20 protein-coding genes are annotated in these 17,941 nt (G+C 72.0%); 16 read left to right on the forward strand and 4 right to left on the reverse strand.

What is annotated here, in order from left to right; all coding sequences use genetic code 11:
- Positions 1–587 precede the first annotated feature (587 nt).
- The 6 genes from ACFYON_RS25135 to mltG all read left to right on the forward strand — a co-directional run bounded on the left by ACFYON_RS25135 (position 588) and on the right by mltG (position 6,617).
- Positions 588–1,205, forward strand: coding sequence for a hypothetical protein (locus tag ACFYON_RS25135; RefSeq protein ID WP_355096002.1), 618 nt, complete (start codon positions 588–590; stop codon positions 1,203–1,205).
- 146 nt (positions 1,206–1,351) lie between these two features.
- Positions 1,352–1,813: a DUF948 domain-containing protein gene (locus ACFYON_RS25140; protein WP_354866965.1), complete on the forward strand. Its 462-nt coding sequence runs from the start codon at positions 1,352–1,354 to the stop codon at positions 1,811–1,813.
- Positions 1,814–1,845: 32 nt separating this feature from the next.
- Positions 1,846–2,151, forward strand: coding sequence for a DUF6167 family protein (locus ACFYON_RS25145; protein ID WP_354866963.1), 306 nt, complete (start codon positions 1,846–1,848; stop codon positions 2,149–2,151).
- Positions 2,148–4,829, forward strand: coding sequence for an alanine--tRNA ligase (alaS, locus tag ACFYON_RS25150; RefSeq protein WP_355095998.1), 2,682 nt, complete (start codon positions 2,148–2,150; stop codon positions 4,827–4,829). Before ACFYON_RS25145 ends, alaS begins: the two co-directional genes overlap by 4 nt.
- A gap of 127 nt (positions 4,830–4,956) precedes the next feature.
- Positions 4,957–5,418, forward strand: coding sequence for a Holliday junction resolvase RuvX (gene ruvX / locus ACFYON_RS25155; protein ID WP_354866959.1), 462 nt, complete (start codon positions 4,957–4,959; stop codon positions 5,416–5,418).
- A complete protein-coding gene (gene mltG / locus ACFYON_RS25160; RefSeq protein WP_354866957.1) occupies positions 5,415–6,617 on the forward strand; it encodes an endolytic transglycosylase MltG in 1,203 nt (400 codons plus the stop codon). The genes ruvX and mltG overlap by 4 nt, the downstream gene beginning before the upstream one ends.
- A 73-nt stretch (positions 6,618–6,690) precedes the next feature.
- Here mltG and ACFYON_RS25165 read toward each other — a convergent pair whose 3' ends face one another.
- Positions 6,691–6,942 (reverse strand): RICIN domain-containing protein, encoded by a 252-nt coding sequence (locus ACFYON_RS25165; protein WP_355096000.1) that lies wholly within the window; start codon positions 6,940–6,942, stop codon positions 6,691–6,693.
- Between the two features lie 437 nt (positions 6,943–7,379).
- Between ACFYON_RS25165 and ACFYON_RS25170 the strand changes: the two genes are divergently transcribed.
- From ACFYON_RS25170 to ACFYON_RS25180, 3 genes are all read left to right on the forward strand, one after another.
- On the forward strand, positions 7,380–8,204 hold the full coding sequence (locus tag ACFYON_RS25170; protein WP_354866953.1) for a shikimate dehydrogenase: 825 nt from the start codon (positions 7,380–7,382) through the stop codon (positions 8,202–8,204).
- Between the two features lie 158 nt (positions 8,205–8,362).
- Entirely contained in the window at positions 8,363–9,541 is a 1,179-nt protein-coding gene (gene aroC, locus ACFYON_RS25175) for a chorismate synthase (protein ID WP_354866951.1), read from the forward strand.
- The gene (locus ACFYON_RS25180; protein ID WP_354866949.1) at positions 9,538–10,047 is read left to right on the forward strand and encodes a shikimate kinase; all 510 of its coding nucleotides are present in this window, start codon (positions 9,538–9,540) and stop codon (positions 10,045–10,047) included. The genes aroC and ACFYON_RS25180 overlap by 4 nt, the downstream gene beginning before the upstream one ends.
- Before the next feature lie 229 nt (positions 10,048–10,276).
- Here the strand turns inward: ACFYON_RS25180 and ACFYON_RS25185 are convergent, their stop codons facing one another.
- Positions 10,277–11,077: a cytochrome c oxidase assembly protein gene (locus tag ACFYON_RS25185; protein ID WP_355095084.1), complete on the reverse strand. Its 801-nt coding sequence runs from the start codon at positions 11,075–11,077 to the stop codon at positions 10,277–10,279.
- Positions 11,074–11,616 (reverse strand): DUF2243 domain-containing protein, encoded by a 543-nt coding sequence (locus ACFYON_RS25190; RefSeq protein WP_355095082.1) that lies wholly within the window; start codon positions 11,614–11,616, stop codon positions 11,074–11,076. The genes ACFYON_RS25185 and ACFYON_RS25190 overlap by 4 nt, the downstream gene beginning before the upstream one ends.
- A 93-nt stretch (positions 11,617–11,709) precedes the next feature.
- Here ACFYON_RS25190 and aroB point away from each other — a divergent pair, with 93 nt between their 5' ends.
- From aroB to nusB, 4 genes are all read left to right on the forward strand, one after another.
- Positions 11,710–12,786, forward strand: a complete 1,077-nt coding sequence (gene aroB / locus ACFYON_RS25195) for a 3-dehydroquinate synthase (protein WP_355095080.1) — start codon at positions 11,710–11,712, stop codon at positions 12,784–12,786.
- Positions 12,783–13,223 (forward strand): type II 3-dehydroquinate dehydratase, encoded by a 441-nt coding sequence (gene aroQ / locus ACFYON_RS25200; RefSeq protein ID WP_355095078.1) that lies wholly within the window; start codon positions 12,783–12,785, stop codon positions 13,221–13,223. The genes aroB and aroQ overlap by 4 nt, the downstream gene beginning before the upstream one ends.
- A gap of 86 nt (positions 13,224–13,309) precedes the next feature.
- Entirely contained in the window at positions 13,310–13,867 is a 558-nt protein-coding gene (gene efp, locus ACFYON_RS25205; RefSeq protein WP_354866941.1) for an elongation factor P, read from the forward strand.
- Between the two features lie 23 nt (positions 13,868–13,890).
- Positions 13,891–14,301, forward strand: coding sequence for a transcription antitermination factor NusB (nusB, locus tag ACFYON_RS25210; RefSeq protein WP_174361785.1), 411 nt, complete (start codon positions 13,891–13,893; stop codon positions 14,299–14,301).
- 62 nt (positions 14,302–14,363) lie between these two features.
- On the opposite strand, the gene ACFYON_RS25215 is transcribed toward nusB, so the two are convergent.
- Positions 14,364–14,852: a transcriptional regulator gene (locus tag ACFYON_RS25215; RefSeq protein ID WP_013285505.1), complete on the reverse strand. Its 489-nt coding sequence runs from the start codon at positions 14,850–14,852 to the stop codon at positions 14,364–14,366.
- Between the two features lie 284 nt (positions 14,853–15,136).
- On the opposite strand from ACFYON_RS25215, the gene pyrR reads away from it, so the two are divergent.
- Genes pyrR through ACFYON_RS25230 form a run of 3 tightly spaced genes read left to right on the forward strand, consistent with a single transcriptional unit; the run spans position 15,137 to position 17,918 of the window.
- Positions 15,137–15,721: a bifunctional pyr operon transcriptional regulator/uracil phosphoribosyltransferase PyrR gene (pyrR, locus tag ACFYON_RS25220; RefSeq protein ID WP_354866938.1), complete on the forward strand. Its 585-nt coding sequence runs from the start codon at positions 15,137–15,139 to the stop codon at positions 15,719–15,721.
- Positions 15,718–16,644 (forward strand): aspartate carbamoyltransferase catalytic subunit, encoded by a 927-nt coding sequence (locus tag ACFYON_RS25225; protein ID WP_354866936.1) that lies wholly within the window; start codon positions 15,718–15,720, stop codon positions 16,642–16,644. The genes pyrR and ACFYON_RS25225 overlap by 4 nt, the downstream gene beginning before the upstream one ends.
- Positions 16,641–17,918: a dihydroorotase gene (locus ACFYON_RS25230; RefSeq protein ID WP_354866934.1), complete on the forward strand. Its 1,278-nt coding sequence runs from the start codon at positions 16,641–16,643 to the stop codon at positions 17,916–17,918. Before ACFYON_RS25225 ends, ACFYON_RS25230 begins: the two co-directional genes overlap by 4 nt.
- The last annotated feature ends 23 nt before the right edge of the window (positions 17,919–17,941 follow it).

Below are 17,941 nucleotides of genomic sequence, written 5' to 3' on the forward strand. Positions count from 1 at the left end.
ACCAGTCCGGCCCGGTCGTGCCGTCGGCCCGTCCCCAGCCGTCCGATCCGGCCCGGCCCGGCCCGGCCCGGGGTTCGGCCCGCCCCGGTGCCCCGCCCGTTTCCGGTGGTGGCCCGGCCGGCCTCGGTCCGCGCGGCGACAGCGAGCGCACGGGTGGGATCCCGGTCGGCGGTGGGCGTCCCGGTGGTGCTTCGGCCGGTGGCGCCGGGCGTGGGGTGGCCCGCCCCGACGACACCGTCCGGCCCGGTGCGGCGCCTCGTCCACCGGTGGCCCCCGGCGCGCGGGGACCAGGCGACGGCCCGGTGCCGCCCGGTGCGCCGGGGACCGCCCGCGCGGCGGCGGGCGTGGCCCGCCCGGTCGCGCCGGACGAGCGGCCCGCCGGACGGGCGACACCACCCGGACCGGAACCGGCCCGGCCCGGCCCGGGCACCGCGGCGGCCCGGGCGGCTGTGGCCGTACCCCCGGGCGAGCCGGCGGGGCTACGGCCCGGCGGGGGCGGCGCACCGCGTCCCGCTGGTCCCGGCGCGGACGACAGCGGCGCGGAGGCCGGCGGCCTGAGCGGCGCCCGGTCCGAGCTGCGCCGGCAGATGCGCGAGCGCACCCGGCTGCGGCTGGGCATCCTCGCCCTGGTCAGCCTCGTGCTGCTGGGGGCGGTGCCGCTCTACTTCGGCATTCGTACGCTCAGCCACGACCCGGTCTTCGACACCCTCGACGCGCTCGCCGTGCCCACCTGGGCGCAGGGCAACAAGGTGGACAACGTCAGTGGCAGCCGCTGGTGCCTGCAGGACTGCCGTCTGCGTGAACGTTCCGTCGAGTCGGAACAGGGCTGGAAGGAGACGGTAGCGGTCTACGAGCAGGCGCTGGCCGGCGACGGGTGGCAGCGCTGGAAGGTCGACCGTTGCCCGGACGAGAAGGTCCCGGGCAGCTATACCTGCTGGCGCCGGGACGAACTCACGCTCGACCTGTGGGTACGCGACCGCACCTGCACGCCCCCGCCGGTCGACGGGGCGCCCGTGCCGTCCACGCCGGCGGAGCCCGCAGCGGCGAACTGCACCGGCTCGTTGGTGTCGGTGAAGGTGCGCAACGCGATCGACGACGAGCGCACCGGGCCGACACCGACCACCGACCCGTCACTCACCGGCGAGGACCCGTTCCCGACCCTGACCGACGACCCGCTGGGCGAGGCGACCCCCTCACCGTCGTGAGCCGACTTTCATCACGGACGGTAGGGTCTGGGGCTGGCACGCCCGTCCGCGCCCGGTGACCGGGTCGGCGCGGCGCGAAGTGGGTAGGTACGGTCGCGCGTTCCGGGGCGTCGGGTTCCGGGACACTGCTTGAGGAGGACTTTCGCGTGAGTGGTGGAGAGATCGCTGCGCTGATCGCGGCCGGCGCGTTCCTGATGCTGGTGCTCGTGCTGGCGGTGCCGATCCTGCGGTTGCGGCACACCGTGGACGCGACGACCCGGATGATCACCGAGGTGAACGAGCGCACCGCGCCGCTGCTCGGCGACGTGAACACCACGGTGAAGAACGTCAACGTGGCGCTGGAGCAGGTGCAGACCTCGCTGGACGGGGTGAACCTGCAGCTCGCCAAGGTGGACACCATGACCAACCACGCGCAGAACGTCACCGCCAACGTGGCGAACCTGGCCACCGTGGTCTCTGCCGCCGCGGCGAACCCGCTGGTCAAGGTGGCCGCGTTCGGGTACGGCGTCCGCCGGGCCGCCTCCGCCCGCCGGCACGCCGAGACCGAGCGCGAGGTGCGCGACACGATCAAGCAGCAGCGTCGCGCCGCCAAGCGCGGCAACCGCTGACCCCGACCGGCGTACGCGGGAAGGATGAGAGCATGAGGCGGTTGTTCTGGCTGGGCATCGGGCTGGCCGTGGGCGTCCTGGTGGTGCGCAAGGCCACCCGGACGGCGCAGGCGTACACCCCGGCCGGTATCGCGAGCGGGCTGTCCGAGTCCGCCGGCGGTCTGGTCGAGTCGGTCCGGGCGTTCATGGACGACGTCCGGGTCGGCATGGCCGAGCGTGAGCAGGAGATCCACGAGGCCTTCGCCCGCGGCGAGGTGTACGACGACCAGTTCGCCGAGCTGCGGGAGGACCCGCGCATCGGTGATCGAGAGATTTTCCCGGAGGACCACCAGCGATGAAGACGGCGGAGATCAAGCGGCGGTTCCTCGCCCACTTCGAGGCGAACGGGCACGCCGTGGTGCCGTCCGCTCCGCTGCCCGCCATCAGCGACCCGAACCTGCTGTTCATCAACGCCGGCATGGTGCAGTTCGTGCCCTACTTCCTGGGCCAGCAGACCCCGCCGTACGCGCGGGCGACGAGCGTGCAGAAGTGCATCCGGACGCCGGACATCGACGAGGTCGGCAAGACCAGCCGGCACGGCACGTTCTTCCAGATGAACGGCAACTTCTCCTTCGGTGACTACTTCAAGGACGGGGCGATCCCGCTCGCCTGGGACCTGGCCACCAAGCCGGTCGAGGCGGGCGGCTTCGGGCTGGACCCGGAGCGGATCTGGGCGACCGTCTACCTGGACGACGACGAGGCGTACGACATCTGGCGGCGCACCGGCGTGCCGGACGAGCGGATCGTGCGCCGCGGCAAGGCCGACAACTTCTGGTCGATGGGCATCCCCGGCCCGTGCGGCCCCTGCTCCGAGCTGTACTACGACCGCGGCCCGGCCTACGGCCGCGAGGGTGGCCCGGAGGTCGACGAGGACCGCTACCTGGAGTTCTGGAACCTCGTCTTCATGCAGTTCGAGCGCGGCCCGGGCGCCGGCAAGGAGGACTTCCCGATCCTGGGTGACCTGCCGGCGAAGAACATCGACACCGGCATGGGCCTGGAGCGGATGGCCTCGCTTCTGCAGGGCGTGGACAACCTCTACGAGATCGACGAGGTCCGGCCGATCCTGGACCGGGCCGCCGAGCTGACCGGCAAGCGCTACGGCGCGCACTCCGGTCAGGCGGCCAACCAGTCGCACCCGGACGACGTCCGGCTGCGGGTGATCGCCGACCACGTGCGTACCTCGCTCATGCTCATCGGCGACGGGGTGACCCCGTCGAACGAGGGCCGGGGTTACGTGCTGCGGCGGATCATGCGCCGGGCGATCCGGGCGGTGCGGCTGCTCGGCTACCAGGACCGGGCGTTGCCCGAGCTGCTGCCGGTGGCCCGCGACTGCATGGCGCCGTCGTACCCGGAGCTGGCCGAGGACTTCGGCCGGATCTCCCAGTACGCGTACGCCGAGGAGGACGCGTTCCTGGCCACGCTGCGCGCCGGCACCACGATCCTGGACACCGCCATCGCCGAGACCAAGTCGGCCGGTAAGGCGGCGCTCTCCGGTGACAAGGCGTTCCAGCTGCACGACACGTACGGCTTCCCGATCGACCTGACCCTGGAGATCGCCGCCGAGCAGGGGTTGCAGGTCGACGCGGAGGGCTTCCGCCGGCTGATGGCCGACCAGCGCAGCCGGGCCAAGGCCGACGCGCAGGCGCGCAAGACGGGGCACACGGACGTGTCGGCGTACCGGTCGGTGCTCGACGGCGGCGGGCCGGTGGAGTTCACCGGCTACACCGAGCTGAGCCGCGAGTCCCGGGTGCGGGCGCTGCTGGCCGGCGGCGCGGCGGTCGCCGCGGCGGTCGAGGGCGACACGATCGAGCTGGTGCTGGACACCACCCCGTTCTACGCCGAGGGCGGCGGGCAGCAGCCCGACCAGGGGCTCATCACCGTCGGCGGCGGCCAGGTCGAGGTCTTCGACGTGCAGCAGCCGGTGCCCGGCCTGATCGTGCACCGGGCGAAGGTGCTGCGCGGCGAGGTGCGGGCCGGGGAGACCGGGTACGCCGAGATCGACGCGTCCCGCCGCCGGGCGATCTCCCGCTCGCACACCGCGACGCACCTGGTGCACCAGACGATGCGCAACTTCCTCGGCGAGTCGGCGACCCAGGCGGGTTCGCTGAACGCGCCGGGCCGGCTGCGGTTCGACTTCAACACTCCGACGGGTGTGGCGCCGAGCGTGCTGCACGACGTGGAGCAGCAGGTAAACGAGGTGCTGCTGGCCGACCTGGAGGTGCACGCGTTCGTCACCAGCCAGGAGGAGGCCCGCCGGATCGGGGCGATGGCCCTGTTCGGCGAGAAGTACGGCGAGCGGGTCCGGGTCGTCGAGGTCGGCGACTACGCCCGGGAGCTGTGCGGCGGCACCCACGTGGCCCGCTCCGCCCAGCTCGGCCTGGTGAAGATCCTGTCCGAGGCGTCCGTCGGCTCCGGGGTACGCCGGATCGAGGCGCTCGTCGGCATGGACGCGTTCGGCTTCCTGGCCCGTGAGCACCTGCTGGTGTCCCGGCTGGCCGAGCTGTTCCGGGTGCCGGGGGAGCAGGTCGCCGACCGGGTGGAGCAGACGGTCACCCAGCTGCGCGACGCGGAGAAGGAGCTGGAGAAGCTGCGCGCCCAGCTCGTGCTCGGCGGGGCCGGCGCCCTGGCGGCGCAGGCGAAGGACGTGCGCGGCGTCGCGTACGTCGGCACCGAGGCGCCGGAGGGCGCGGCCGCGAACGACGTGCGGACCCTCGCGCAGGAGATCCGGGGCCGGATCGACGCGGCCCGTCCGGCGGTGGTCGCGGTGGCGGCCCGCGCCAACGGCAAGGCCTCGCTGGTGGTGGCCGTCAACCAGGCCGCCCGGGGCCGGAACCTGAGCGCGAAGGACCTGGTCAAGGCGGCGTTCTCCGGCCGGGGTGGAGGCAGCGACGACCTGGCCCAGGGCGGCGGCCTGCCCGCGACGGAGGCGCCGAACCTGCTGGTCACCGTCGAGCGGGCGGTCGCCGGCACGGCATGAGCGAACGCACCGAGCGAAGCGAGGGCCGTGAGGGCATGCCCAGCCGGCACGGCATGAGCGAACGGATGTACGCCAGGGCGGACCACCCGGTCCGCCCTGGCCCATACCGGCGGGGAGGTGTCCGTCAGTGACCGAGCTGTCCCGAGGCGTCCGGCTGGGTGTCGACGTCGGTCAGGTCCGGGTGGGGGTGGCCCGCTGCGACCCGCACGGCATCCTCGCCACGCCCCTGGTGACGCTGGCCCGCGATCTGACCGCCGAACCGGATGCGGTGCCCGCCGACATGGCCGAGCTGGTCCGGCTCGCCGCCGAGCACGAGGCGGTGGGGATCGTGGTCGGGCTGCCGGTCAACCTCGCCGGAAAGCACGGCCCCGCAGCGGTGAACGTATCAGCATATGCCAGCCGATTGGCTGATGTAATGGGGCCGATTCCGGTGACGCTGACGGACGAGCGGATGTCTACCGTCGTCGCGAGTCGTAGGCTGGCTGAACGGGGCGTCCGGGGAAAACGCCAACGAGCGGTGGTCGACCAGGCCGCCGCGGTGGAGATTCTGCAGAGCTGGTTGGACGCACAGCGGAGGCGGACGCAATGATCGACGATCTTGATCTGGGGTTCGACGAGCCGGACAGGGGGGAGAAGGGCCGGCACCGGCGCGGCGCGGTGCGCCGGCGCCAGGGCAAGTCCGGCGGCGGCCGGGGCAAGACCCTTCTCGCCTTCGCGCTCGCGCTGATCCTGCTGGGCGGGATCGGCGGCGGCGTGTACTACGGCTTCGACCGGGTCCAGAACTACTTCGTCACCCCCGACTACGACGGCTCCGGCTCCGGCGAGGTGACAGTCGAGATCAAGCAGGGCGCGCTGATCGCCGACATGGCCGACGCGCTGGTCGCGGCCGACGTGGTGAAGAGCACAAAGGCGTTCATCGAGGCCGCCGAGGAGAACTCGCGCAGCAAGAATATCCAGCCCGGCACGTACAAGCTGCGCAAGCAGATGAGCGGTGACGCGGCGGTCGTGGCGCTGCTGGACCTCAAGAACAAGATCGTCAACGGGATCACCATCCCCGAGGGGCTCACCGCGAAGACGGTCTACAAGCGGCTGTCCGAGAAGACCGACATCCCGGTCAAGGACTTCGAGGCCGCCGCGAAGGACCCGGAGGCGCTCGGCGTACCGGACTGGTGGTTCAAGCGCTCCGACGGCAAGAAGGTCAAGCCGTCGGTCGAGGGCTTCCTGTTCCCCGACACCTACGAGATCCCGCCGAAGGCCACCGCGGAGACGGTGCTCAAGCTGATGGTGGACAATTTCCTCACCGTCACCGGGAACCTGAAGTTCGCCGAGAACGTGCAGGCGAACCGTGGCGGCATTACCCCATACGAGGTGCTGATCGTCGCATCACTCGCGCAGGCGGAGGCGGGAAACAAGGACGACCTGGGCAAGGTTGCCCAGGTCGCCTACAACCGGGTCTACAAGGGCAACTTCGACTGCGGCTGTCTGGAGATGGACGTCACGGTCAACTACTATTTGGAGCTGACCGGGCAGAAGACCAAGGCCTCCAAGGACATGACCGGCGCCGAGCTGGACAATCCGAAAAACCCGTACAACCGCAAGCTGCGCGGCTTGATCCCCACCCCGATCAACAACCCGGGCAAGCAGGCCCTTGAAGGAGCGATGGACCCGCCGCCGGGAAAGTGGCTCTTCTTCGTAGCGATTGACAACAAGGGGCATTCGGCCTTCGCGGAGACTTACGAAGAGCACAAGCGCAACGAGGCTAAGGCCAAAGAGGCTGGAATCATCTGAGTGCAAGCAAGCGCCCAGCGTGCCGCAATTGACGCTGGGCGCTTGCGGCTGGGCTACCGCCCAGCCGTGGCGCCTAGTACCAGAGCTGGTTGTAGTTGTTGTCGCCAGCGCAACCCCAGATCTGAATCTTGTTGCCATCGGCCGTGGAGCCGGTGGCATTGTCCAAGCATCTGCCGGTAGCGACGTTAACGAAGCGATAATATGTGTTCCCGGCGCCCTCGAAGCGCCGTTCTTGTCGCCATTGTTGCCGAGTGTCCCCGTAGTTGCAGGTCTGTTGGTTAACGGCGGTTCCGTTTGCGGTGCGGTGCCTTGCAGGCCAATACATTTCCCACTGTATTTGTTACGCAGAAGGCGAGTATTGCTCGATGCGCCTGGTATGCCGTCAGCGAGGTACCAGTACTGGCTGTTTCCGCCGTAGAACTCCCACAGGTGGACCTTTGCGTACTCTGCCGTGGTGGGACCTTGGACATCGATCACCGACCGAGTCGACCCGCTGTTTGCCGAAGCCCACCAGAAGGGTCCGGCATCGGCTGCGGCGGCGGGGCTTGGAGCTAAGGGCAGTGTCGGAAGGAGGGCGCCAAGGGTGACTGTGGCAAGGGCATGGTGAAGCTTCATGGGGCTCCTTGGTGTAGGGAAAATTGGCAATGTAACCAGGTGTTTGCGAGCGAGTGCAAGGGGTTGCTATGTTCTCCGAAATGATCTATGGAGTCACTCAGCGTAATGAATTTGTGGTCCCTCGTGTCGTTGGGTGGCCTACGCGCTGTGCATAATCCCGAAAGAGGCCCGAGCCGTGCCGCTGTGGTCGGCAAGCCGATCGCCCACTCGCTGTCCCCGGTGATCCACACCGCCGGGTACGCGGCGGCCGGGCTGACCGGCTGGTCGTACACCCGGATCGAAGCCGGCGCCGACGAGCTGCCCGGCCTGGTCGCGGGCCTCGGCCCGGAGTGGGCCGGCCTGTCGGTGACCATGCCGGGCAAGGAGGCGGCGCTCGCGCTCGCCGACGAGGTCTCGCCGGTCGCCGCCGCCGTCGGCGCCGCCAACACGCTGGTACGCCGGCCCGACGGCACCTGGTACGCGGACAACACCGACGTCACCGGCATGGTCGAGGTGCTCACCGGCGCCGGCTGCGTGGCCGGGGCGGTCGTCACCGTGCTCGGCGCGGGCGGCACGGCCCGGGCCGCGATCGCGGCGGCGGCCCGGATCGGGGCGGCCGAGGTGACAGTGGTGGCCCGCCGCCCGGAGGCGGTCGACGAGCTGCGCCCGGTCGCGGCGGCGGCCGGGGTGCCGCTGGCGGGCGCGGAGTGGGACGGGGCACCGGCGCACGCCCGCGCCGACGTGGTGATCTCCACGGTGCCGAAGGGCGTCGCCGACCCCCTGGCCGACAACTTCGACTGGCGGCCGGAGTCCGTCTTCTTCGACGTGGTCTACGACCCGTGGCCGACGCCGCTCGCCGCGGCGGCGCTCGCCGCCGGCTGCCGGGTGGTCTCCGGGCTGGATCTGCTGCTGGCCCAGGCGTTCGGTCAGTTCGAGCAGTTCACCGGCGTCCCCGCTCCACGGGCCGCGATGCGCGCCGCGCTGCCGGTGTAAGGAAGGGCCCCTTCTTAACGCCTCCGGTAGAGGAGGGGTCCCCTGTTGACACCTCACGGACCGCGCGGGTGACCGGTGCGCGGAGATGGCCTGTCCGCAGGGCGGGACGCGGCGGGCGGCGTACGCCGGTGACCACCGGGCGTGACAGACTGACCGTCGTGTTGCGCTGGCTGACTGCAGGTGAATCGCACGGACCCGCCCTCGTCGCGATGCTGGAGGGCGTACCCGCCGGCATCGAGGTGACCACCGGGGAGATCTCCGGCGAGCTGGCCCGGCGCCGGCTCGGCTACGGCCGGGGTGCCCGGATGTCGTTCGAGCAGGACGAGGTCGAGATCATCGGCGGGCTCCGGCACGGGGTGACGCTCGGTAGCCCGGTGGCGATCCGGGTCGGCAACTCCGAGTGGCCCAAGTGGCGCACCGTGATGGCCGCCGACCCGGTCGACCCGGACGAGCTGGCGAGCCAGGCCCGCAACGCGCCGCTGACCCGTCCCCGCCCGGGGCACGCCGACCTGGCCGGCATGCAGAAGTACGGGCACACCGACGCCCGGCCGATCCTGGAGCGCGCCAGCGCCCGGGAGACCGCCGCCCGGGTCGCCGTGGGCACCGTCGCCAAGGCACTGGTCCGTCAGGCGCTCGGCGTCGAGATCGTCTCGCACGTGGTCGAGCTGGGCCCGGTGGCGGTCAAGCCGGGGCTGCGCCCCACCCCGGAGGACGCCGCGCGCATCGACGCCGACCCGCTGCGCTGCCTCGACGCCGAGGCCAGCGCCCGGATGGTCGCCGAGGTCGACGCCGCGAAGAAGGCCGCCGACACGCTCGGCGGCGTGGTCGAGGTGCTCGCGTACGGGGTGCCGCCGGGCCTGGGCAGCCACGTGCAGTGGGACCGCAAGCTCGACGCGCGCCTGGCCACCGCGCTGATGTCGATCCAGGCGATCAAGGGCGTGGAGATCGGCGACGGGTGGCAGCAGGCGCGCTCGCGCGGCTCCGAGGCGCACGACGAGATCGTGCCCACCGCCACCGGGGTACGGCGGATCACCGACCGGGCCGGCGGCCTGGAAGGCGGCATCACCACTGGTGAGCCGCTGCGGGTGAAGGCGGCCATGAAGCCGATCTCGTCGCTGAACCGGGCCCTCGCGACCATCGACGTGACCACCGGCGAGCCGGCCACCGCGATCAACCAGCGTTCCGACGTGTGCGCGGTCCCGGCGGCGGCGGTGGTGGCCGAGGCGATGGTGGCGCTGGTGCTGGCCGAGGCGGCGGTGGAGAAGTTCGGCGGCGACTCGGTCGCCGAGATGCGCCGCAACCTGAACGGTTACCTCGACAGCCTGGTGATCAGGTGAGCACCCGGCCGGTCTGCGTGCTGGTCGGGGCGCCCGGCTCCGGCAAGACCACCGTCGGCACGGCACTGGCCGAGGCGCTCGGCGTCGGCTTCCGGGACACCGACGCCGACATCGAGGACCTCGCCGGCAAGCCGATCCCGGACATCTTCGTGGACGAGGGGGAGGAGCACTTCCGTACCCTCGAACGGGCCGCCGTGGCGGCGGCGCTCGCGTCGCACGCGGGCGTGCTCGCGCTCGGCGGCGGCGCGGTCCTGGCCGAGGAGAACCGGGCCGCGCTGATCGGCCACACGGTGGTGCACCTGTCGGTGGAGCTGCCCGACGCGGTCAAGCGGGTCGGTCTGGGCGCCGGGCGGCCGCTGCTCGCGCTGAACCCGCGCGCCACGCTCAAGCACCTGATGGACCAGCGCCGCCCCCTCTATGCCGAGGTGGCGACCGCGACGGTGGTCACCGACGGGCGTACCCCGCAGGAGCTGGCCGCGGAGATCGCCGCGCTGCTCAAGCCCTGACCTGCCCAGCCACGCCCGGCTCCCGGCTCCCTCGGTGGAACGCCGTGGGCGTCTCCGGAGGCGTTATGCACCCATGGCGTTCCAGCCGCCGTGGATGACGTCGGTGGGTGGAGCGCTGTGGGTGTCTCCCGAGGGTTGTGGCACCCGTGGAGTTCCAGTCGGCGCGCGTGACGTCGGTGGGTGGAACGCCATGGGCGAGTGAGAGGGCGTGCCGGCGCGAGGTGGACGGTCAGGCGTTGGCCGTGGCGGTCCCGGCCGTCCGGCGTCCGGCCCGGCGGCGAGGGCTCCGCTCCGGTCGCCAGGTGGCGAGCAGCGCCAGCGCCAGCGCGATCTCGGCCAGGTCACCCAGGTAGTACATGAGCGTGGCCCCGGCCCGCAGCTCGGCGGCGGTGGCCGGCACGTCGACGAACAGCCCGGCGTAGAGCAGCTGGGCGATGGTGGCGTGCGCGGCGACCCCGAACCCGATCACCACAAGCCGCACCGGTACGCGGGGGCGGTGCGGTCCCGGGTCCGGCCCGGCGATCGACCAGGCGAACAGGCAGCCGCTGAGCAGGAAGTGCAGGTTCACCAGCGTGTGCAGGACCGGGCTGTCCAGCGTGGCCCGGTAGAGCGGGGTGAGGTAGAGCAGCCAGAGCCCGCCCGCGGTGAGCAGCAGACCGGTGACCGGGTGGCCGAGCACCCGCGCGGCCGGGTGCCGCAGCAGGTGGACCAGGGCCCGGCCGGTACGCCGGTCCAGCGTGCGCAGCAGCAGCGTGACCGGGGCGCCGAGCACCAGCGCCAGCGGCGCCAGCATGCCGATCAGCAGGTGCTGCCACATGTGCCCGACGAAGTCGCCGGCCGGCCACAGCAGCCCGGCCGTCAGCAGCAGCGCGCCCAGCCCGAAGCTCGCCGTGCGGGCGTGCGGCCAGCTCGGCCCGCCCGGGTCACGCAGGCGCAGCGCGGCGGCCAGGTACGCCCAGAACAGCGCCACCGGGACCAGCGCGGTCGCCGGGAAGCCGCCGCCGGCGTGCCCGGCGTGGGCCAGGATCACCGCCGCTCCGGCGCGCAGAGGTCCACGTCGCGGGCCCGGCGCTGGATCGCCCAGCCGGCCGCGATCAGCACCACGCCGAGGGCGAGGAACCCGAGGTCCCACCAGAGCTGGTTCGGGCCGCCGCGGACGTGGTGGATGCCGAGCAGGTGGTGGTCGACGACGCCCTCGACCAGGTTGAACAGGCCCCAGCCGATCAGCGCCCAGCCCCACAGCATGGGCGAGCGCCACAGCCGGCCCCGCGAGGTGGTGACCCGGGCGTAGAGCAGCGCCAGGCCGGTCAGCACCGCCACCCAGGTGACCACGTGGAACAGCCCGTCCCAGAGCGTGTTCATCTGCAACCCGGACACGGTGTCGACCGGGTACTCGCGGATGCCGGCCCGGTCGCTGCCGGTGCTGCTGAGCATGTGGTGCCACTGGAGGACCTGGTGCAGGACGATGCCGTCGACGAAGCCGCCGAGCCCGACGCCGAGGATCGTGGCGGGCAGCCGGATGCTCGTCGCGGACTCAGGTCGGGTCGCGTGTGCCGTCGTCTCGCTCATTCCGGCCCCCGTACCCTCGATCCGGGCGGGCAAACACCCAGCCAGTGGACAGTCGCCCCCGCGAGGTCGGCGCGCTGGACTAGGCTGCCCGCGATGGACGAGGTGACCCGGATCCCGGTCGGCGGCGAGCGGCCGTACGACGTGCTCGTGGGACGTGACCTGCTCGACCCGCCGCCGGTGCTGCTGCCCGGCGCCGAGCGGGTGGCCTTCCTGCACGCGCCGCCGCTCAAGGCGCTGGCCGACCGGCTCGCCGACGGCGTCCGCGAGGGCGGCGTGACGCCGCTGCTCATCGAGGTGCCGGACGCGGAGGCGGGCAAGCACGTCGACGTGGCGGCGGCCTGCTGGGACCGGCTCGGCGCGGCCGGGTTCACCCGTACCGACGCGGTGGTCGGGGTGGGCGGTGGCGCGGTCACCGACCTGGCCGGGTTCGTCGCTGCGACCTGGCTGCGCGGCGTGCGCTGGGTGCCGGTCGCCACCTCGCTGCTCGGCATGGTCGACGCCGCAGTGGGCGGCAAGACCGGCATCAACACCGCCGCCGGCAAGAACCTGGTCGGCGCGTTCCATCCGCCGGCGGGCGTGCTGGCCGACCTGGCGACGCTGGACAGCCTGCCCTCGGCCGACCTGGCCGCCGGGATGGCCGAGGTGGTCAAGTGCGGGTTCATCGCCGACCCGGTCATCCTCGACCTGGTCGAGCGGGATCCGGCCGCCGCGCTGGACCCGGCCGGGCCGGTGCTGCGGGAACTGGTCGAGCGCGCGGTCCGTGTGAAGGCCGACGTGGTCGCCGGGGACCTGCGCGAATCCGGGGTACGCGAGGTGCTCAACTACGGGCACACGCTGGCGCACGCGATCGAGAAGGTGGAGGGGTACCGCTGGCGGCACGGTCACGCCGTGTCGGTCGGCCTGGTGTACGCCGCCACGCTGGCCCGGCTCGCCGGCCGCCTCGACGCGACCGACGCCGAGCGGCACCGCCGGGTGCTGACCGCGCTCGACCTGCCCACCAGCTACCGGGCCGACGCCTGGCCGCAACTGCTCGCCGCGATGCGGGTGGACAAGAAGGCCCGGGGGAGCCGGCTGCGGTTCGTCGTGCTCGACGGGCTCGCCCGCCCGGCGATCCTGGAGGCGCCGTCGGACGACCTGCTCGCCGCCGCGTACGCGGAGATCAGCTCATGAGGGTGTACGTCCTGAACGGGCCGAACCTGGGCCGGCTCGGCACCCGGCAGGTCGACGTGTACGGGGTGACCAGCTACGCCCAGCTCGTGACCGACTGCGAGCGGCACGGCCGGGAGCTGGGCCTGGACGTGGTGGTCCGGCAGACCGACGCCGAGCACGAGATGCTCGCCTGGCTGCACGAGGCGGCCGACGAGGCGGCGGCGGTGGTGCTGAACCCGGCCGCCTGGTCGCACTACTCGATCGCGGTGCGGGACGCCTGCGCCATGCTCCGCGGCCCGCTGGTCGAGGTGCACATCTCCAACATCCACGCCCGGGAGGAGTTCCGGCACCACTCGGTGGTCTCCGCGGTGGCCACCGGCGTGATCTGCGGTCTCGGCGTGGACGGCTACCGGCTGGCCCTGCACCACCTGGCCGACCGGCTCGCCGCGGGCGCCTGAGCCGGTCCTTTCCGTGGCGCGAGTCCGATTCGACAGAGCGAGTAGACTTGGCCGGTCTGTCCGCCAATTGATGATCAAGGCAGGAAATGGCCACCACCAACGACCTGAAGAACGGCCTGGTACTCAACCTGGACGGCGAGCTGTGGGCCGTCGTCGAGTTCCAGCACGTCAAGCCCGGTAAGGGTGGTGCCTTCGTGCGCACCACGCTGAAGAACGTGCTGTCCGGCAAGGTGGTCGACAAGACCTTCAACGCGGGCACCAAGGTCGAGACCGCGACCGTGGACAAGCGCACCATGCAGTACCTGTACGCCGACGGCGAGGACTACGTCTTCATGGATCTGGAGACGTTCGACCAGATCACCGTCCTCGGCAACACCGTCGGCGAGGCGGCCAACTACCTCCTCCCGGAGGCCGAGGCGACTGTCGCCACCCACGAGGGCGTGCCGCTGTACATCGAGCTGCCGACCTCGGTCGTGCTGGAGGTCACCTACACCGAGCCGGGCCTGCAGGGCGACCGGTCGACCGGCGGCAACAAGCCGGCCACCGTCGAGACCGGCGCGACCGTGCAGGTGCCGCTGTTCATCACCACCGGTGAGAAGATCAAGGTCGACACCCGCGACGGCCGTTATCTCGGCCGAGCCTGATGGCCGAGGGCCCCAAGCAGCAGATGCCGGCGCGCCGCAAGGCGCGCAAGCGGGCGCTGGACGTGCTCTTCGAGGCCGACCTGCGGGACCGCCCGCCGGTCGAGGTACTCGCCGGTTACCTGGAACGGATCGAGCAGCCGCGCCCCGACCACCTCGGCTACGCGGTCGGGCTGGTCGAGGGCGTGGCGGCGCACCTCGACCGGATCGACGAGACGATCGCCAGCTACGCCGAGGGGTGGACGCTGGAGCGGATGCCGGTGGTCGACCGCAACCTGGCCCGGATCGCCGTGTACGAGCTGCTGTACGTCGACGAGATCGACGACGCGGTGGCGATCAGCGAGGCCGTGGAGCTGGCCCGGCAGATGTCGACCGACGACTCGCCACGGTTCCTCAACGGCATCCTCGGCCGGATCGCCGAGTACGCCACGCGCTGACGCGCCGCAACAACGACGAAGGGCCCGTGCCAGCCGGCACGGGCCCTTCTCGTACGGGGATGTCAGGACGCGAAGAACGCCCGCGGGTCGGCGACCAGCACGCCGTGCTCGGTCAGCCGCTCGATCAGGCCCGACGGTGAGGCGTCGTAGACGATCGCGAGGGCGCGCAGGTCGTCGGCGCGGATCGAGAGCACCCGGCCGTTGTAGTCGCCGCGCTGCTGCTGGATGGCACGCGCGTACCGGGCCACGTACGCGAGGTCCTCGGAGGCCTCGTCGTAGAGCCGCTCCAGGTCCAGCACGATCTTGCTGGTGGGCTCGTGACGCACCCCACTGCCGTCGGGCAGCAGCTCCGAGACGGGAACGCGGTAGAAGTCGGCCAGCTCCGCCAGGCGGGACACGGTGACGGCGCGGTCGCCGCGCTCGTACGAGCCGACCACCACGGCCTTCCACCGCCCGTTCGACTTCTCCTCCACCCCCTGCAGGGACAGGCCCTGCTGCTGGCGGATGGAGCGCAGGCGGGCGCCCAGCGACTTGGCGTATTCAGAGGGCATTCGGACACTCCCAGTGCTGTTCGGGTTCTCCGAGCTATCGCTACGGAGCGTGACGGTACGGGGATTGCGACATGTGGTCAAGTGTTGCCGTACTCGGGGTCCGGTGCCCTGTGTGGCTTGTCCCCATTTCTCCGGGCTGACCAGCAGGTCAGGACCGGCGGCGGACGGCCCGGTGACCGCTGGTAACGTGGCGTGAAGCCCCGGTCCGGGCCCCTGCGGGCCGGCCGGAGCCGACCAGACGTCCTTTAACGACCCGTCCCGTGAGGCGGGGAAGGAGGTCCGCCGTGGCCTACCCACCGGCTGCCCACTCGTCGCCGCCGCGACAACCCTCGGTGAAGGTGATCCTCGCCGCAGCGGACGTGTCGCGGGTGGTCGACCGCATCGCCCACCAGATCCTGGAGAAGACCCAGGGCGCCGCCGACACGGTGCTGCTCGGCATCCCCACCCGGGGTGTGCCGCTGGCCCACCGCCTCGCGGCGCGGATCAGCACCTTCGAGGACGTCACCGTCCCGGTCGGCGTGCTCGACATCACGCTCTACCGCGACGACCTGCGCCGGCACGCCACCCGCGCGGTCGGCCCGACCGACCTGCCGCCGGGCGGGATCGACGGCAAGCGGGTGATCCTCGTCGACGACGTGCTGTTCTCCGGCCGCACCGTGCGGGCCGCGCTGGACGCGCTCAGCGACGTCGGCCGGCCCGCGTCCGTGCAACTCGCGGTCCTGGTCGACCGCGGCCACCGCCAGCTGCCGATCCGCGCCGACTACGTCGGCAAGAACATCCCCACCGCGCTGGCCGAGAACGTCAAGGTCACCCTCGCCGAGACCGACGGCACGGACGAGGTCAAGTTGTACGGGGGTACACCCGCATGATCCGGCACCTGCTCTCCGGCGCCGACCTGGACGCCGCCACCGCCACCCTGGTCCTGGACACCACCGCGGAGATGGCGACGGTGGCCGGGCGCGAGGTCAAGAAGCTGCCCGCGCTGCGCGGGCGCACAGTGGTCAACCTCTTCTACGAGGACTCCACCCGGACCCGGATCTCGTTCGAGGCGGCCGCCAAGCGGCTCAGCGCCGACGTGATCAACTTCTCCGCCAAGGGCTCCAGCGTGGCCAAGGGGGAGAGCCTGAAGGACACCGCGCTCACGCTGCAGGCCATGGGCGCGGACGCGGTGGTCGTCCGGCACCCCGCCTCCGGCGCCCCGCACCGGCTCGCCGAGTGGGTGGACGGGTCGGTCGTCAACGCCGGTGACGGCACCCACGAGCACCCCACGCAGGCGCTGCTCGACGCGTACACGATGCGGTCCCGGCTGGGCCGGCTCGACGGCCTGCACGTGGCGATCGTCGGCGACGTGCTGCACTCCCGGGTGGCCCGCTCCAACGTGCTGCTGCTCTCCACGCTCGGCGCGAAGGTCACCCTGGTCGGCCCGCCCACGCTCATTCCGGTCGACATCGCCGCCGCCCTGGCGCCCGGCACCGACGTCTGTTACGACCTCGACGCCGTTCTCCCAGATGTGGACGTGGTGATGATGCTGCGGGTGCAGCGTGAACGGATGGGTGACTCCTACTTCCCCTCGGCCCGCGAGTACGCGCGCCGCTACGGGCTCGACGGGCCGCGCATGCGCCGGCTGCCCGAGCACGCGATCGTCATGCACCCCGGCCCGATGAACCGGGGCATGGAGATCACGCCCGAGGTGGCCGACTCACCCCGCTCCACCATCGTCGAACAGGTCGCCAACGGGGTCTCCGTGCGGATGGCCGTGCTCTACCTGCTGCTCGGAGGGAACAACCGGTGACCGCGTACCTCATCACCAACGTCAGTGTGGTCGGCGGCGAGCCGACCGACCTGCTCATCCGCGACGGCGTGGTGGCCGAGACGGGCCGCGGGCTCGCCGCTGACGACGCCACAGTCATCGACGCGACCGGCCTGGTCGCGCTGCCCGGCCTGGTCGACCTGCACACCCACCTGCGCGAGCCCGGCCGGGAGGACGCCGAGACGGTCGAGTCCGGCTCCCGGGCGGCGGCGCTCGGCGGCTACACGGCGGTGTGCGCGATGGCGAACACCTCGCCGGTCGCCGACACCGCGGGCGTGGTGGAGCAGGTCTGGCGACTCGGCCGGGAGGCCGGCCTGGTCGACGTGCAGCCCATCGGCGCGGTCACGGTCGGGCTGGCCGGTGAGCGCCTGGCCGAGCTGGGCGCGATGGCCGACTCGGCGGCCGGGGTGCGGATCTTCTCCGACGACGGGCACTGCGTGTCCGACCCGCGGCTGATGCGCCGGGCGCTGGAGTACGTCAAGGCGTTCGACGGCGTGATCGCCCAGCACGCCGAGGAGCCCCGGCTGACCGAGGGCGCGCAGATGCACGAGGGCGAGGTGTCCACCCGCCTCGGCCTGACCGGCTGGCCGGCCGTCGCCGAGGAGGCGATCATCGCCCGGGACGTGCTGCTGGCCGAGCACGTCGGCAGCCGCCTGCACGTCTGCCACGTCTCCACCGCCGGCAGCGTCGAGGTGCTGCGCCAGGCCAAGGCGCGCGGGGTACGGGTCACCGCCGAGGTGACGCCGCATCACCTGCTGCTCACGGACGCCAAGGCGGAGAGCTACGACCCGGTCTTCAAGGTCAACCCGCCGCTGCGTACCGCCGCCGACATCGCCGCGCTGCGGGAGGCGCTGGCCGAGGGCGTGATCGACGTCATCGCCACCGACCACGCGCCGCACGCGGTGGAGGACAAGGAGTGCGAGTGGGCGTACGCCCGGCCGGGCATGCTCGGCCTGGAGACGGCGCTGTCCATCGCGCTCGACGTGTTCGGCCCCCGCTGGGACCTGATCGCCGAGCGGATGTCCCGCACGCCGGCCCGGATCGCCGGGCTCGCCGGGCACGGCCTCGACCCGGCGCCCGGGGTACCGGCCAACATGACCCTTGTCGACCCGGCCGCCCGGCGCGTCATCGAACCGGCGGAGCTGGCCAGTCGCAGTCGCAACACCCCGTACGCCCGCATGACGCTGCCGGGTCGCATCGTGGCGACCTTCCTGCGCGGCGAGCCGACGGTCCTGGACGGAAAGGCTGTCAAGTGATCCGAGCGAGGAACGTAGCGGAG

Origin of the sequence: Micromonospora sp. NPDC005686 (assembly GCF_042871665.1) — a bacterium.
Taxonomy (GTDB): domain Bacteria; phylum Actinomycetota; class Actinomycetes; order Mycobacteriales; family Micromonosporaceae; genus Micromonospora.